We start from the raw sequence: 13464 nt of genomic DNA, 5'->3' as shown, positions 1-13464 counted from the left end.
AAAATATAATAAAGGTGACAGAAATCTGTCACCCAGTGAAAATTTTTTTGCTATTTTTTTAACATCAATTAAAATCTATCCCATATTTATCAAGTTTATAGTGTAATCTTTGCCTAGTTATTTTTAATAATGAAGCAGCTCTAGTTATATTACCTCCTGTACTTTCTAAAGCTTTATTTATCATTTGTTTTTCTATTCCTTCAAGCATTTCATCTAAAGATGTAGCACAACTTATATCGAAATTATCCTCAATAAAATCATCATTCTCTTTATTAATCTTATCGTTTAAATATACTGGAAGATGATCTAATTTTATTTCTTCATTATTTCCTACAAAATGAATTGAGGATTCTATTACATGCTGAAGTTCTCTTACATTTCCGGGCCAATTGTATTCAAGAAACAATTTCATTACTTCATTAGATATACCGATTATCCCCTTGCTATATTTCGCATTGTAAAGATTTATAAAATATTCAACATATACCATTATATCTTCTTTTCGTTCCCTGAGTGACAGTAGTTTTAAACTTATTCCACATAACCTATAGAATAAATCCTCCCTAATTTGTCCTAATTCCATAGCCTTGACTGGCTCTATATTCATTGCTGCAATTATTCTTACGTCTACTTCCTTTTCTTGACTACCTCCTACTCTACGAACCCTGCCATCCTGTAATACCCTAAGTAATTTTGCTTGTAGATTTAGAGGCATAGAATTCACTTCATCTAAGAATAATGTTCCTCCATGAGCTTCTTCAAATAAACCTGGCTTATCTATAGCACCAGTAAAAGCTCCTTTAACTGAGCCAAATAATATAGATTCAAATAGATTTTCAGGAAGTGCGGCGCAGTTCTGCACTATGAATGGTTTATTTCTTCTACTGCTATAATTGTGAATTGATTGAACGTATAGCTCCTTACCTGTTCCTGTCTCTCCATAGACTATAACTGAGGATGTATTATTTGATATTATTTTTGCCTTTTCTATATTATGTAACATTTCCTTATTTGACGTAATTATATCTTCAAAAGTATATATAGGTCCCTGTATTCTTTTGTATCTAACGGAATCTGTTTTAAAGGAATAACCTTTACTTTTTATCTGCTCTTCGATCTTGGTTATATCTTTAGATAGTTCTATTGCACCAAGAATTTTTCCACTTTTTATTATTGGTATTGTAAGATTTTGAGTATTTATAATCCTTCCCTTATAATCGCTAAATACCTGCTCTGATAAATAAATCGGCTTTCCTTCATTAATACATCTAATCATAGTACTATCTTTGGGGTTAATACCAGAATATACTTCTAAAAAATTTCTATTTAATATATTCTCAAGATCATCCTCACAACCACTACTATCAAATCTAGGATTATATCTCACAGAATATACAATTTTTCCATGTCTATCTACTATCATTATGGCATCTACGTAATTCATATTGGTTAGATAATTGTTATCTTTCATTTTTCACCCTCCAGCTTGTCTATAGTCTTATTATATAATATAGATATAACTTATGGCAAATAGCTAACGTATGATCTAAAATATCTTTTTCTCGTCAAAATCTTGTCACAAAAAGGCTCATATCCATTGCAGATATGAGCCCTTAACTTTTTTCTATATTCACTTTTAATAATATTTCTTACAATCCAAATACTCCTGTACTATCCTTAATGTTTCTCCAAATCTTTGGAAATGGACTATTTCTCTTTCCCTTAAAAATCTTAATGTATCAGTTACTCCTGGGTCATCACTTACCCTAATTAAATATTCATAAGTTGATCTTGCTTTTTCTTCTGCTGCCATATCTTCGTGTAAATCTGCCACTGGATCAGCTTTTGACTGAATATATCCAGCTGTCCAAGCTTGCCCTCCAGCATTATGAGGGAAAGGACTCTTACCGTGATTTACATAATGAGCTTCAAATGGCGTTCCTTTTATTTGATGTACTGGTGCATCTTTTACTAATCTCCATACTAAGGTTCCAATTATCTCCCAATGAGCTAGCTCTTCTGTACCACTAGGTTATCAATGATATAGTTAGAAATATATCATTGATTGCTTAATCATGGAAATAGATTAACTTCAATACCATGTCTTTCAAATCTATTAAATACTGTTTGAAAAGCAAAATGCATTCCTACGCCAAAACCTATAATAAACACTAACACCAAAATTAATATATTTTTTATTTTTACTCTCTTATCATCCATATGATCACCTGAATATACTATTCTATATAAATTTCAAAACTCCTTTAAATTATAAAAAGATTAAGCTATTTTTTTATCTGTCAATTATTTCAATCTTTACAAAAATAATACTTTTAATTTTAATAAATTATGATATACTATATGCAAACAGACGTTCAGAACTAATGTTTTGATTTGAGGTGTATATGAATGAATATTATTATGCATATTGATGTAAATTCTGCGTTTCTTTCATGGACAGCTGCATATGAAAAACAACTAGGCATAGATCGAGACATAAGAACTGTTGCTTCTGTTATTGGGGGCAACGAAGAAAATCGCCATGGAATAGTACTCGCAAAATCCATGCTTGCTAAAAAATATAAAATACAAACAGGAGAGTCTTTGTATTCAGCAAGACAGAAATGCCCTAATCTTCTTGTTGTACCTCCGAATTACAAGATATATGTGCAGGCATCTCAGGCACTATATGATTTTTTACATACCTATACTTCTGATGTTCAGGTCTTTAGTATAGATGAGTGCTTCATGAAATTTACTAAAACCTCCAGAGAAAAGGGCATTCAATTAGCTTATAAAATTAAGGATGAAATAAAAGATATATTTGGATATACCGTAAACGTCGGAATTTCTGAAAACAAATTACTTGCTAAAATGGCCGGAGATTTTCAAAAGCCAGATATGGTTCACACATGCTTTCTAGAAGAGATAAAATATAAGTTATGGCCATTACCAGTTGGTGATCTCTATATGGTTGGAAGAAAAACAAAGGAAAAATTAAACAATCTAAATATTTATACCATTGGAGAATTAGCTAATACTGATTTAAATTTGCTTTATTCATTCTTTAAATCTCATGGCAAAGTAATACATGATTATGCAAATGGAATTGATCACTCTACTTTTAATGCTAGTTCTACTATTAAAAGTATTGGTAATAGCTCTACTATTAAGTTTGATGTAGAGGATAAAGAAACGGCTCATGCAGTAATCTTGAGTCTTGTAGAAATGACAGCTTGGAGATTAAGAAAAGCAAATATGGTGTGTAGGGTAGTAAGAATTAGTATCAAAAATTCGATATTTTCTCATGTATCACATCAGAGAAGATTGATTTACTCGACTGACTCTACAAATGAAATTTATAAAAATATATGTATTCTATTTGATGAAGTGTGGGATAAAAGTCCTATTCGCCAATTAGGAGTATCTGTCTCTGATTTATGCTGCTCTGATATGCAACAAATGAACTTCTTTAACAATCAAAGCAATAGCAAACTTGATAAAGTTATTGATAGTTTACGAGAAAAATATGGAGACACAGCTATAATGAGAGGTGTATTTGCTAATACCGATTTACAACCTATCCTTGGTGGATATCCAGATGATGAGTATCCAGGTATGACTAGTATTTTATAGAAAGAGTGATAACATGAAAATTATTAATCAGCCTATTAAAGTCATGGCAATTTTTTATCCAAATGGGAATATTGAACCTGTTAGATTTAGACTAGATGATCTAGTAGTTAATGTGGAGAAAGTGATGAAATCTTATGAGGAAAAGATAGTAGGTAATAACCGTATAATATTTGTCTGTCAGCATAATGGAAAAGACATATACGAGCTTAAATATGAACTTAAATCTAAGATATGGTACTTATTCAAGCAATAAAAAAAGCCCTGGGATAATCCAGGGCCTATTATTTTACTTATTCAACTTTCCTCTGCAATTCACTAGCAAAATTAACTTTATCATACTCTGTTTCATCAATATCTTTATTCTCTCTATCTTTTCGCTCTTTCTCTGCTCTAGGATCTGCTAATATTTCATATCCACCCATACTTGCTATAGATACAAGAATTGCATTAATTATTGTAAGCAATATTCCTTCTGCTCCTGGACCAGAATTGGCGAAAATAAAAGTAAGTACTAATGCTACAATAAAAGCATATAGCCTTACTATTGGGTCTCCAAATTTCTTTTTTATGATTGATTTAGTAAATTGAACTATAATTGATACTGCAGCTACCAACCCTGCAAAAGTTGCTAATACTTCTAAACTCATAAATTCATTAAACATTATTTATTCCTCCTTATATTCTACGTGAACTTTACCATCTTTGTAATCTACTTTATAGCCAAGCATTTCTAATATTGTCCTGATAGAAACATGATAGCTTTGCTGATATAGTATTGCTTTTAATGATTTTTCTCTACCATGTAGTACCATTGGTAAGTCTACTCTTATATCTTGTTTTTCTTCCATAGCCTTAGCCTCCTGGATTAATTTATTTTTATCTAGGGATGTCCCTGGACAAGTCTTATTTGCACCTGGTCCTTCTCTATGAAATTTGATACTAGATTCTCCATATTTGTATATGAAATATTTGATTAACTTCAACATCTCTTCTTTCTGCTTGCTCTCTAACTTGTCATATCCAAGGTTATTTTCTACACCAGTACCTGGTATATCAAAGTTTCCTACCATTTCTACAGCTAAAGCTCCAGTATTCCAATTTTTAATTGACGCAGGAGCAATATTAAATGGTCTTCCGGTCAACCAGGTACCATCAGGAAACAATGTTAGATGTTGTCCTATGTTACTCCATCCATTACTTTTTGTGTGAAAATCTTTCATACTTTGCTGCATGGCTATATGATTGTTGCCTTTAAAAGAACTATGTGCCGGCTTCCATGTATGGTGAATGTGGAGCTGCTTGAATGGATATTTGTCTAGCTCTTTAATTAATTCTTCTATAGTAAGAAATCTAAAATTACTCATATTTTATCACCTCCGTTTCAATTCATCTTTTATAAAAGAAACATCATCTTTTATAGCATCAACTATTCCAAATTTATTAGAAAGCTCCTTGATAATAATTTGATTATCATGAATAGTTTCTTGATATTTACCTTCTCTTCTTCTACTGTCATAAAGTACGTATATAAAAAGAAAAACAAAAAGAGCAGCCCATATTCCATTAGCTGCGGCTAGATCCATTAGTGATTTTTCCATACCCCACCTCCAAAATTATATTAATTTTTTTGTATTAGTCTCTTTTTAATCATATAATACTAGTTTTTTGTTAATACTAACACCGGAGGTGTTAATATGAAAAAGATAATTTTTGTAATATTTATCTGTATTTTTACTTTAGTAGCTTGTAAGAACAATACTAATGAATTTACATCTTTGCCTACTCATCCTAATATGGAATTTGTTGAAATTTCTCATCAAGCTAAAAAAGAAAATGAATATACTACTGCAACTTATATAATAAAGGACTCAACTCAAGAACAGGTTATAAAGGAATATACAAAGATATTTAAAGATGATTCTTGGGATATAACCTTTATTAATGAACCACTTCTCATAGAAGCAGTAAAGGATAGCAGGAATATGCGTATTTTTTTGTTTCAACAAGATAATGATGTTCTTTTGGCTATTCAAACTAAAAAAATTCTAAAAGGGCAATAAAAAAAGGCTATTGTCTAGTCTATTGCCCTTCTTGGATTATTTATTAACTTTCTCTAATAATTCTTGATACTGCTCTGATGTAATCCTATTAAATGTAAAAAATACATCTAATTTGTTAGTCATGTCCTCCTTTTCATATTTACCTGCATTAATTAAATTGTTCAATAGATTATATAACATTTTACATTCCTCCTTGTTTTAATAACTCTTCTGCTTCCTTATTAATAATATATTGTTGTACTTCTAGTAATTGTTGCTCTAGTTCTTTGATTCTCAATTCTTCTTTTGTAAGAGGAATATCTACATAAACATATTCCCATTCTCTTAAATCATTTTTTACTAACTCTATTCTTTTCCCCACAATATCTGGTGGTCTACTTGGTTTCTCTAATACGATTACTTTTGTAACAAATTCTCCATCATGTTCAAAATCTACTAAAGGATAATTTTCTATATACATTTGTGCCATTCGTTTTCCATCTTCTGTAGTTTCATCTATAATAAAATATCCTTCTTCATCTGCCCAATTGGTATTAGGATATTTATTATTTATTAGATACTCGTTTTTATTAATTAACATATTACATCCCCTCCACTAATAACGCATACTTTGTATAAGTTGTACCCCCGGTACTTCCCTTCGTTATTTCGATTTCAACCGCATCTCCCACCACCTTTACAGATTTAAACATGAACGCTGAACCTGCAAATTGAATTGATGATAATCCAATATTGGATATCACATAAATATGAAGTGGGTTAGGTGTCGATTGATTCTGACTTGTTATCACAGAACACAAACCACTGTCTATAGCATAATGTATGATAAAATTATTTTGGACGTCTGCTTCCAACTTATTGGAAGATATAGTCACAAATTTTTTGGGTGTATATCCTAATGGAATTCTGATTATATCAGTTGCTCCCGGGGCCAATACCGCTGAATAACCTGCTTTATATACAGCACTATATCCTACATTAGCATCAAGTAATTCTTTTACTCTAAGGGGAGTCATATATTTAACATTACTTGTTCCTGCCTCCGCCTCTGCTTGAGTAGCAATCCCATGATTCAATACAGAACCCAACCCTACATCACTTTTAGTTGTTCCATGAGGATTAGTGCCTGAACCTGGATGGATATACTTATTAGCTCCATCCTCTATTCCCGCCAATTTTATTCTTTCAGCATCTTTCATAAATCTTTTATCTACAGCCTCTACTATCATACTTGCCGGGTGGGTAGATGGATGAACATAATTAGTAGCACCTGCTTCAATCCCTGCTAACTTCGACCTTTCTGCATCTGTCATAAATTTTTTATTTGCTTCTTCTCCTATCATGCTAGCAGGATGTGTTGATGGATGGATATAATTATTTGCACCAGCTGCTATCCCAGCCAATTTATTTTTTTCTGTTGTGGTATAATCATTTGTACTTAACCCTTTGCCTGATACTTTATCTACTTTTTTAGCTAATTCAGTATCTATAGTGTCCATATTAGCATTTAAGTCTTCAATGTTTACTACATCTGTACCTTCTGGCTTGTTTAAATTATAATTAGTTGTATATTTCATTTTTTATCACTCTCCTTCATATACTTTTAACTCATCCCAAGTGCTTTCTTTAGCCTTATTCCATGTTATCGGTAGTAAGTTATTCCATACGGTGTAGGTATACTTAAATTCATATCCCAAATGAGCTGGTTTAATTGTCTCTAGCATATCTATAAATCCTTGCATATTTCTAGGTATTCCTTTAATTCCAATAAACTTTACGACAAAATAATATTCCTCAGGATACTCTATTACGTCAACTTCCCCACCACTGAAAGCTTCGGCTGTATTTTTTATCATTGCCTTAGTTGTAGTCCCTCTACCTCGGAGTTTAGCTTTTATTATTTCTCGTCTGTTTTCTAATGTCATTGAAGGATTGTATTCTATTCCTAAAATATCTTCCCACATATTTAAGCCCCATGTTGCTTTATCTATTGAGTTTTGTTCGCCTAGACTAATGCTATAATATTTTAACTCCCCTAACTCCAACTCAATTATTTGCATCAATTTTTTTATATTACTTCCTTCCTGATAATTCGATGTTAAGTACCTCATTAGATTAACTTTATATTCATCTGTTGGAGGAATAAATCTACCCTCTTCCCCATATGCATACTCACCATATTTACTAGATCCATATGACATAGACTACACTCCCTTGAGGTCATTCCAGGTAACGCCACCAGTGATTGTCCTATACTCCATCCACGAACTCCACGCAGTATCAGAAATACCTATTCTAATTGCCATTGATGATTTGCCAAAAGTTACTTGTACAGGATATCCTCCAGATGAATTACTCCACCCAACTATAGTTATAAGATGAGCATAAGAACTATTTGCACATGCATTTACAGGAGGATTTCCAATAATTGCTCTTGACTTTAGTTCGCATTTTAGAATTCTTCCACCAGCCAATAACTCAGCAGGAGTTTCATTTATACTTCTAGTATCAACCACACTTATAGAATCATGGCTATGTGTACTTGGTGAGAATGTACTAGGCTTTCCAGTTACTCCACTCCAAGGAACGCTATCAGCAAGCCCTGCTTTATCAACTTTTCCATCGTTATTAGTATCATAGACAGACTTAAGCATATCCCCATATCCTGCATTACCTAAATCTTGCTTCGTTGCAAATGTATTGTCTACATAAGTCTTGTCAGCTTTATTATCTACTGTATTCCATTTAGCCCTTTCAGTAGATGTAATATGTTTAATAGTATCTGAGATATGAGTTACTGCACTATCCCAAGCATCTAATAAGGCTTGAGTTATTTTATCTATTACAGTTTTATTGCTATGTTCATGCTTCTTACTATTAGCATCATTCCAATTACTTCTCTCTGTATCAGTTATGAACCTCTTTGTACTACTTTCGATTATCATGCTCGCTGGATGAGTAGATGGATGTACATAGTTATTAGCATTTTCTGCTATACCTGCAAGTTTGGATTTTTCTGTAGCTGTATAGTTTTCATCAGATAGCCCTTTACCCGGTACTTTGTCTACTTTCTTTGCTAATTCATTAGTCATAGTTCCTGCGAAATCCTTATCATTATTTAATGCTATTGCGATTTCTTGAAGAGTGTCTAAAGCCTCTGGTGCAGCTCCTACTATTTTTTGAATTCTACTATCTGTTTCTTCTTTAGTATATGTGTTAAATTTATCAGCTTTTTTATTTAATTCAATATCTACATATGTCTTATCTGACTTCTTGCTTTCAAGTCCTGATTCTACTCCTTTTGCTCTTGTAATTTCATTATTTAAATTATTATTTAGTAAATTTTCAGCATTTGTTGATCTTAATATTTCAGCATTTAGATTCTCTCCTAATATTTGCTCAGCAGTCGTTGCTCTATTAATTTCATTTACTAATTCATCCTGTAATTCATTTATATCTTCAGCTTCTACTTGATCACCAGTTGACTCATATACTACATAGACCTTAGGAGAACTAGAAAATATCTTTATATGAGTTTTCCATGGAGCTTCTGAAGGAGTAGATATAAAACAGTTTTCTACCTTTTCTCCTGTTAATTTAGAACCAGTATAGATTGATATAGACTTATGATTAACATTATCATGATCCAGATATCCTTCCCAAATACCATTAATTACTGTCTTTTCTTCTTCTAATACGTAAACTCCACTTTGTTTCCTATTTAGTTTCTCTATAAACAATCTATATCACCTCCAAGAGAATGTCTCCTAGTGTAGGTATTTCTATATTCTCTAATGCAATATTGGCTACATTTCCACCTACAGTTAGGTTATCATAGTCTATAATTCCTATAGTTTCTAATAAAATCCTTCCAATCTGAGCATAGCTTACATATGTTTCTTTCAATGCAATAATCCCAAAATACGATTTTATAGATTCATCAAGCTCGCTTTTAACTTTTTGTATCGTATAGCCTTCTGCTAATTTGACCCTTGCACTAATGCTTATTTCTTTTGCTATTGCTGATTTAACATAAATGCCTGCATTAACAGGCCTTAATTTATCTATGTGATTATAAACATCCTCTAGTAATTTATTATTAGCTTGTTGATTATTTACATCAGTAATGACTATAGTTACATAGCCTTTCATAGGAGTTATAGGTAGTACTTTTATATTACCGACACCGTTTACTTCTCTAGCCCATACCTCATATTGAGAAACATTGTCACCTGTTGTTGGTTTTCTTAAAGCCTCTAAATGCCTTATTCTTAAAGAGTCATCTCTTTCTATGTCTGCTCCTCCTGTTGTAGGTTCTATGTTTGTTACACTTCTGACACCTGCTATAGGATTAATTATTTCTGAGATTGTATTTGCTGGAACATTGTATTTAACTCCTATTTCTACTGCCTGTATATATGCAATAACTTCGCTTTCTAATATAGTCACAGTATCTATTATCTCGTACATTAGTTTATCTTTTGTAGCTAAAAGAAAACCTTTCTGAATTATTGTCCCATTGTTTCCAAAGATTTTTATCTTTCCCCTAGACTTAACACCTTGAAATCGATATCTTCCAAAGTTACTTACTGCATCATCTAAAGGATTACCATTAGCATTTAATGTAGAACTATTATAGTGTGAATTTTCCATTTCTGCCCATACATTACTAATCTCCCATGATATCGTCTGAAGAAACATTCCAAGGGGTGATCTTTCAGATAAATTTATATCTTCTCCAAACAACTCTCTTGCCCTTGTTTCCATACTGCCTAAAATATCTAAATATCCTTTTCTACTAAATCCATTACTTGTTACACCAAACCTATCCAATACTCACCACCTCCTTGCCAGATACATAATTGCCTGATTTCATCAATATATTAAATATTACATCTAATCTTCTATGCTGATTATTCATTTTTACTTCAATGAACTCTATATTCTCAACTCTTGGCTCCTGATAAATCGCTTCAATCAATGCTAGTTTTATACCTTCTTTAGTTTTTCCTTTGCCTTGGATTTCCTTATAATCAAGCCCATGTAATATATTTAAAAACCATTCACCAGTATTAGTTGTTAGTATCCTTTCAATTGATTGAATTTCTTCATCCTGCCCTTCTACCATGACCAAGTTATTTTGTCCATCAAATACTAAGTCATTGTTTACTATTTTAAAAGTTTTCATATGGTTTTCACCACCCGACTTGGATCAGGACTTTGAGAACTAGGACTTCCCGTTTCCCCTCCTGGAGCAGGATGAGTATGAGTATCTAACCATGCTTTTAATGAATCCCCAAGAGGTACTCCTTCACTTGCTCCAAAATCACCTAAAAGGACATTTCCACTAGTTTTTATATGGGGAGATTTTACAGTTATTTCATTATTACTTTCAACTTCTATCTTTCCATCTTCTTTTATAACAATTGAAAAAGTAGTATCTTTATTGCTTATTACTAAATCTTTTTCATTCCCATCTGGAATAGGAAGTTCCTCAGTAAACTTTTGCCAACCAGCTAATACAATAGCATCAGATAAATCATTCTTTCTACTTGTATTTGGCTCTTCTTCCTCTCCTGACATAAGGACTTTATCCATATCCTCATCACTAATTATTAATACCACCAAATCTCCTGGTACTAATGGAGGTCTGATAAAAAATCCATTAGCATACATAAAAGAAACAGGAACCTCTATAAGTGGTTTCCTGTTTTCTACTGTTCCATTATTTGATTTATATTTGAATAAAGGGATTACCTCTGCTTTCATCTTCTTATGATCAAACTTTTTCACCTTGGCCAACATACAATTATGGTTATGATCCGTATATCCACTAAGTAAACCATCAAAGAATTTAGATACTTCACTCATATAACCACCTCCTACATTGGGACAACTTCACATTCAGTGATGAAGTCTCCTGTATGTCTACCTTTAACAACTCTAAATTTACCATTAGCTGTTTTGGATTCTATTACTAAAATACTATCAGTTGTAATCTTATGATTTAGTAGACATCTAACATTATACTTATTTATACTATTACCTTTCTTATCTTCTTCAGTTATCTTTTGAGGACTTTCTATAAGACCAGTATCAACATTTAAAACAAATCCTGTCACTGTCCCTTTATTCTTAGGTCTTATATATAGTTTACCTTTATCAATAAAGACCCTAGACCCAGTTTCACTAACAAGTTTTCTTAATTCATATTGAGTAGCCCCAGATACAGATCTACCCCTTGGGAATGTTATATCTTTTTCTAGATTTAATTCTGCTATCTCTAATCCTAATTGGCTAGCTAAATCACTAACTATTAGCTTAGATGTACTACCTGAGGCATAGGTCTTGTTAATTCTTTTAAAGTTCCATTCAAAAGATCCATCACCTACATAAATTTCAGTTACTTTATCCACTTCTTCCCAATAGGTCTCTGCTTTATCTACCTTGCCAGTTAGTATATTTCCTACACTCATTCCATAACCGCAATTCATAATTATATATGCTTTGGCTCTTATGGCCGCTATAGTTTGATCTGATAGGTTATATATCATTACCTTTGATATATTAGGTTCTGAACTATTTCCAAATTCAACAACAAAGTCAATTTCAAAATCTTCATTATTAAAGCTTTTTCCACCAGCCATTAGCTCTACTTTTTGCCTATAGAACTCCATCTTCATCATCCTCTACTAGATATAGAAATACTTGCTCACCTAAATTTTCATAAGTAATTCTATCTACATTACCAGAAATATCATAAGGAAGGATATATACTTTTGGAATATTCTTGTGCAAACAAGATAAAAATAAAGGCTTACCATAAACAAGCTTTTCACCTAATACAATAATTTCATCATTTTTATATAAATCTATAGTAAAAAAGTCATGTAATGAATTGTATTTTATTAAAAATTTAAAAGTCTCATCTTTTAATGCTATATCAAACTCATATGGTATTAAATCTTTATCAATTTTTATATATTCCATATTATCACCTACTGTATTTGAATATTAGGATTTCGTACAATGCTAGAATTAGACTTAGGTGGTTTCATAAGATATAAATCAAGTATTGCTTTTGTACTGTTGCCAGTCCTAATATCTTCTAATGATTGACTAACTATTTCATTAGTAGTACTTTGCTTAATAACAGGAGAAACCAACTTCTCTTGAGGCTGTTGCAATCCATTATTAGTTTTTGGCTTTACTTGTGTTTTAGCCTTAGGTGAAGCAATTTTTATTTCCACCTCTTTAGCAGTAGCTATTCTTATTTGCTTTAGTCTAATATTAAATGTGAATCCATTCTTTGTTTTAGAGCTATGAACGCTATTGATATCCTCTATAACCATATTTTTTAAAGCATTTCTATGAATATATTTTAGTAAAGTCCCATCTTTTTGTAACTTCATTAACTTACTGAGTTTATCTGCTGCATCATCACCTATTACTGCTCCTACTAAGTCAATCACTATAGGTTGCTTTTTAGTATGATCTGCAACATTCTCACCTTTTTCTACTGGTTTCTCTGTCACTAATGCTCTATTAGATAAATTTTCACTAGATACTACTGATATTTCTATATCTCCTATCTTTGCTCTTTCCATATAATCACCTACTTTACAGGTATAGAAAAAGCACCTACATTATGATGTGACCCCAATAAGTTAGACTTTGTAGCGTAGTAGTTTTGTGAACTGCTACGCTATTTTTTATGCAGCCGAAAGGCTAAGTCTGTATTCTACAGGACTCATCCATCCAAGCTTCT

19 protein-coding genes and 1 pseudogene are annotated in these 13464 nt (G+C 31.9%); 3 read left to right on the top strand and 17 right to left on the bottom strand.

The window, feature by feature from the left end; translation table 11 throughout:
• Window positions 1-64: 64 nt before the first annotated feature.
• The 3 genes and pseudogenes from KQI38_RS05530 to KQI38_RS05520 all read right to left on the bottom strand — a co-directional run bounded on the left by KQI38_RS05530 (window position 65) and on the right by KQI38_RS05520 (window position 2220).
• A complete protein-coding gene (locus KQI38_RS05530; RefSeq protein WP_216556752.1) occupies window positions 65-1471 on the bottom strand; it encodes a sigma-54 interaction domain-containing protein in 1407 nt (468 codons plus the stop codon).
• Between the two features lie 165 nt (window positions 1472-1636).
• A pseudogene (locus KQI38_RS05525) lies at window positions 1637-2014 on the bottom strand (manganese catalase family protein); the annotation flags it as partial.
• Window positions 2015-2073: 59 nt separating this feature from the next.
• Window positions 2074-2220: a hypothetical protein gene (locus KQI38_RS05520; RefSeq protein WP_216556750.1), complete on the bottom strand. Its 147-nt coding sequence runs from the start codon at window positions 2218-2220 to the stop codon at window positions 2074-2076.
• A 189-nt stretch (window positions 2221-2409) separates the two neighbouring features.
• Between KQI38_RS05520 and KQI38_RS05515 the strand changes: the two genes are divergently transcribed.
• Complete coding sequence (locus KQI38_RS05515) at window positions 2410-3636, top strand: DNA polymerase Y family protein (protein WP_216556748.1); 1227 nt, start codon at window positions 2410-2412, stop codon at window positions 3634-3636.
• Between the two features lie 13 nt (window positions 3637-3649).
• A complete protein-coding gene (locus KQI38_RS05510; RefSeq protein WP_216556746.1) occupies window positions 3650-3889 on the top strand; it encodes a hypothetical protein in 240 nt (79 codons plus the stop codon).
• A 37-nt stretch (window positions 3890-3926) separates the two neighbouring features.
• On the opposite strand, the gene KQI38_RS05505 is transcribed toward KQI38_RS05510, so the two are convergent.
• From KQI38_RS05505 to KQI38_RS05495, 3 genes are read right to left on the bottom strand one after another with little or no spacing between them, the layout of a single operon-like run.
• Window positions 3927-4298, bottom strand: a complete 372-nt coding sequence (locus tag KQI38_RS05505; protein ID WP_216556744.1) for a hypothetical protein — start codon at window positions 4296-4298, stop codon at window positions 3927-3929.
• Window positions 4299-4301: 3 nt separating this feature from the next.
• Entirely contained in the window at window positions 4302-5000 is a 699-nt protein-coding gene (locus tag KQI38_RS05500) for an N-acetylmuramoyl-L-alanine amidase (RefSeq protein ID WP_216556741.1), read from the bottom strand.
• A gap of 6 nt (window positions 5001-5006) precedes the next feature.
• Window positions 5007-5234, bottom strand: coding sequence for a BhlA/UviB family holin-like peptide (locus KQI38_RS05495; RefSeq protein WP_216556739.1), 228 nt, complete (start codon window positions 5232-5234; stop codon window positions 5007-5009).
• A gap of 96 nt (window positions 5235-5330) precedes the next feature.
• Here KQI38_RS05495 and KQI38_RS05490 point away from each other — a divergent pair, with 96 nt between their 5' ends.
• Window positions 5331-5696 carry a hypothetical protein gene (locus tag KQI38_RS05490; RefSeq protein ID WP_216556737.1) on the top strand — a complete coding sequence of 122 codons (366 nt, stop codon included), beginning with the start codon at window positions 5331-5333 and terminating at the stop codon, window positions 5694-5696.
• 36 nt (window positions 5697-5732) lie between these two features.
• On the opposite strand, the gene KQI38_RS05485 is transcribed toward KQI38_RS05490, so the two are convergent.
• From KQI38_RS05485 to KQI38_RS05435, 11 genes are read right to left on the bottom strand one after another with little or no spacing between them, the layout of a single operon-like run.
• Window positions 5733-5876, bottom strand: a complete 144-nt coding sequence (locus tag KQI38_RS05485) for a hypothetical protein (protein WP_216556735.1) — start codon at window positions 5874-5876, stop codon at window positions 5733-5735.
• Window position 5877: 1 nt separating this feature from the next.
• The gene (locus KQI38_RS05480) at window positions 5878-6276 is read right to left on the bottom strand and encodes a hypothetical protein (RefSeq protein ID WP_216556733.1); all 399 of its coding nucleotides are present in this window, start codon (window positions 6274-6276) and stop codon (window positions 5878-5880) included.
• 1 nt (window position 6277) lies between these two features.
• Complete coding sequence (locus KQI38_RS05475) at window positions 6278-7273, bottom strand: hypothetical protein (RefSeq protein WP_216556731.1); 996 nt, start codon at window positions 7271-7273, stop codon at window positions 6278-6280.
• Window positions 7274-7279: 6 nt separating this feature from the next.
• On the bottom strand, window positions 7280-7897 hold the full coding sequence (locus tag KQI38_RS05470; RefSeq protein ID WP_216556729.1) for a putative phage tail protein: 618 nt from the start codon (window positions 7895-7897) through the stop codon (window positions 7280-7282).
• A 3-nt stretch (window positions 7898-7900) separates the two neighbouring features.
• Entirely contained in the window at window positions 7901-9436 is a 1536-nt protein-coding gene (locus KQI38_RS05465; RefSeq protein WP_216556727.1) for a hypothetical protein, read from the bottom strand.
• Window position 9437: 1 nt separating this feature from the next.
• A complete protein-coding gene (locus KQI38_RS05460) occupies window positions 9438-10529 on the bottom strand; it encodes a baseplate J/gp47 family protein (RefSeq protein ID WP_216556725.1) in 1092 nt (363 codons plus the stop codon).
• Window positions 10522-10884: a contractile injection system sheath initiator gene (locus KQI38_RS05455; protein ID WP_216556723.1), complete on the bottom strand. Its 363-nt coding sequence runs from the start codon at window positions 10882-10884 to the stop codon at window positions 10522-10524. The genes KQI38_RS05460 and KQI38_RS05455 overlap by 8 nt, the downstream gene beginning before the upstream one ends.
• The gene (locus KQI38_RS05450) at window positions 10881-11567 is read right to left on the bottom strand and encodes a Gp138 family membrane-puncturing spike protein (RefSeq protein WP_216556721.1); all 687 of its coding nucleotides are present in this window, start codon (window positions 11565-11567) and stop codon (window positions 10881-10883) included. The genes KQI38_RS05455 and KQI38_RS05450 overlap by 4 nt, the downstream gene beginning before the upstream one ends.
• 11 nt (window positions 11568-11578) lie before the next feature.
• Window positions 11579-12373: a phage protein gene (locus KQI38_RS05445; protein WP_216556719.1), complete on the bottom strand. Its 795-nt coding sequence runs from the start codon at window positions 12371-12373 to the stop codon at window positions 11579-11581.
• Window positions 12360-12686, bottom strand: coding sequence for a phage baseplate plug family protein (locus KQI38_RS05440; protein ID WP_216556717.1), 327 nt, complete (start codon window positions 12684-12686; stop codon window positions 12360-12362). Before KQI38_RS05440 ends, KQI38_RS05445 begins: the two co-directional genes overlap by 14 nt.
• 8 nt (window positions 12687-12694) lie before the next feature.
• The gene (locus tag KQI38_RS05435) at window positions 12695-13303 is read right to left on the bottom strand and encodes a phage baseplate protein (protein ID WP_216556715.1); all 609 of its coding nucleotides are present in this window, start codon (window positions 13301-13303) and stop codon (window positions 12695-12697) included.
• Window positions 13304-13464: the final 161 nt, after the last annotated feature.

The organism is Tissierella carlieri (assembly GCF_018917285.1).
GTDB classification, from domain to species: domain Bacteria; phylum Bacillota; class Clostridia; order Tissierellales; family Tissierellaceae; genus Tissierella; species Tissierella carlieri.
Note: the sequence above shows the minus strand (reverse complement) of the source record. Positions and strands in the feature narration are given on the sequence as shown.

Excerpts from the sequence above, each read along its gene's own strand:
- KQI38_RS05530 (WP_216556752.1), bottom strand. The coding sequence starts at position 1,471 with ATGAAAGATAACAATTATCTAACCAATATGAATTACGTAGATGCCATA.
- KQI38_RS05520 (WP_216556750.1), bottom strand. The coding sequence starts at position 2,220 with ATGGATGATAAGAGAGTAAAAATAAAAAATATATTAATTTTGGTGTTA.
- KQI38_RS05515 (WP_216556748.1), top strand. The coding sequence starts at position 2,410 with ATGAATATTATTATGCATATTGATGTAAATTCTGCGTTTCTTTCATGG.
- KQI38_RS05510 (WP_216556746.1), top strand. The coding sequence starts at position 3,650 with ATGAAAATTATTAATCAGCCTATTAAAGTCATGGCAATTTTTTATCCA.
- KQI38_RS05505 (WP_216556744.1), bottom strand. The coding sequence starts at position 4,298 with ATGTTTAATGAATTTATGAGTTTAGAAGTATTAGCAACTTTTGCAGGG.
- KQI38_RS05500 (WP_216556741.1), bottom strand. The coding sequence starts at position 5,000 with ATGAGTAATTTTAGATTTCTTACTATAGAAGAATTAATTAAAGAGCTA.
- KQI38_RS05495 (WP_216556739.1), bottom strand. The coding sequence starts at position 5,234 with ATGGAAAAATCACTAATGGATCTAGCCGCAGCTAATGGAATATGGGCT.
- KQI38_RS05490 (WP_216556737.1), top strand. The coding sequence starts at position 5,331 with ATGAAAAAGATAATTTTTGTAATATTTATCTGTATTTTTACTTTAGTA.
- KQI38_RS05485 (WP_216556735.1), bottom strand. The coding sequence starts at position 5,876 with ATGTTATATAATCTATTGAACAATTTAATTAATGCAGGTAAATATGAA.
- KQI38_RS05480 (WP_216556733.1), bottom strand. The coding sequence starts at position 6,276 with ATGTTAATTAATAAAAACGAGTATCTAATAAATAATAAATATCCTAAT.
- KQI38_RS05475 (WP_216556731.1), bottom strand. The coding sequence starts at position 7,273 with ATGAAATATACAACTAATTATAATTTAAACAAGCCAGAAGGTACAGAT.
- KQI38_RS05470 (WP_216556729.1), bottom strand. The coding sequence starts at position 7,897 with ATGTCATATGGATCTAGTAAATATGGTGAGTATGCATATGGGGAAGAG.
- KQI38_RS05455 (WP_216556723.1), bottom strand. The coding sequence starts at position 10,884 with ATGAAAACTTTTAAAATAGTAAACAATGACTTAGTATTTGATGGACAA.
- KQI38_RS05450 (WP_216556721.1), bottom strand. The coding sequence starts at position 11,567 with ATGAGTGAAGTATCTAAATTCTTTGATGGTTTACTTAGTGGATATACG.
- KQI38_RS05445 (WP_216556719.1), bottom strand. The coding sequence starts at position 12,373 with ATGGAGTTCTATAGGCAAAAAGTAGAGCTAATGGCTGGTGGAAAAAGC.
- KQI38_RS05440 (WP_216556717.1), bottom strand. The coding sequence starts at position 12,686 with ATGGAATATATAAAAATTGATAAAGATTTAATACCATATGAGTTTGAT.
- KQI38_RS05435 (WP_216556715.1), bottom strand. The coding sequence starts at position 13,303 with ATGGAAAGAGCAAAGATAGGAGATATAGAAATATCAGTAGTATCTAGT.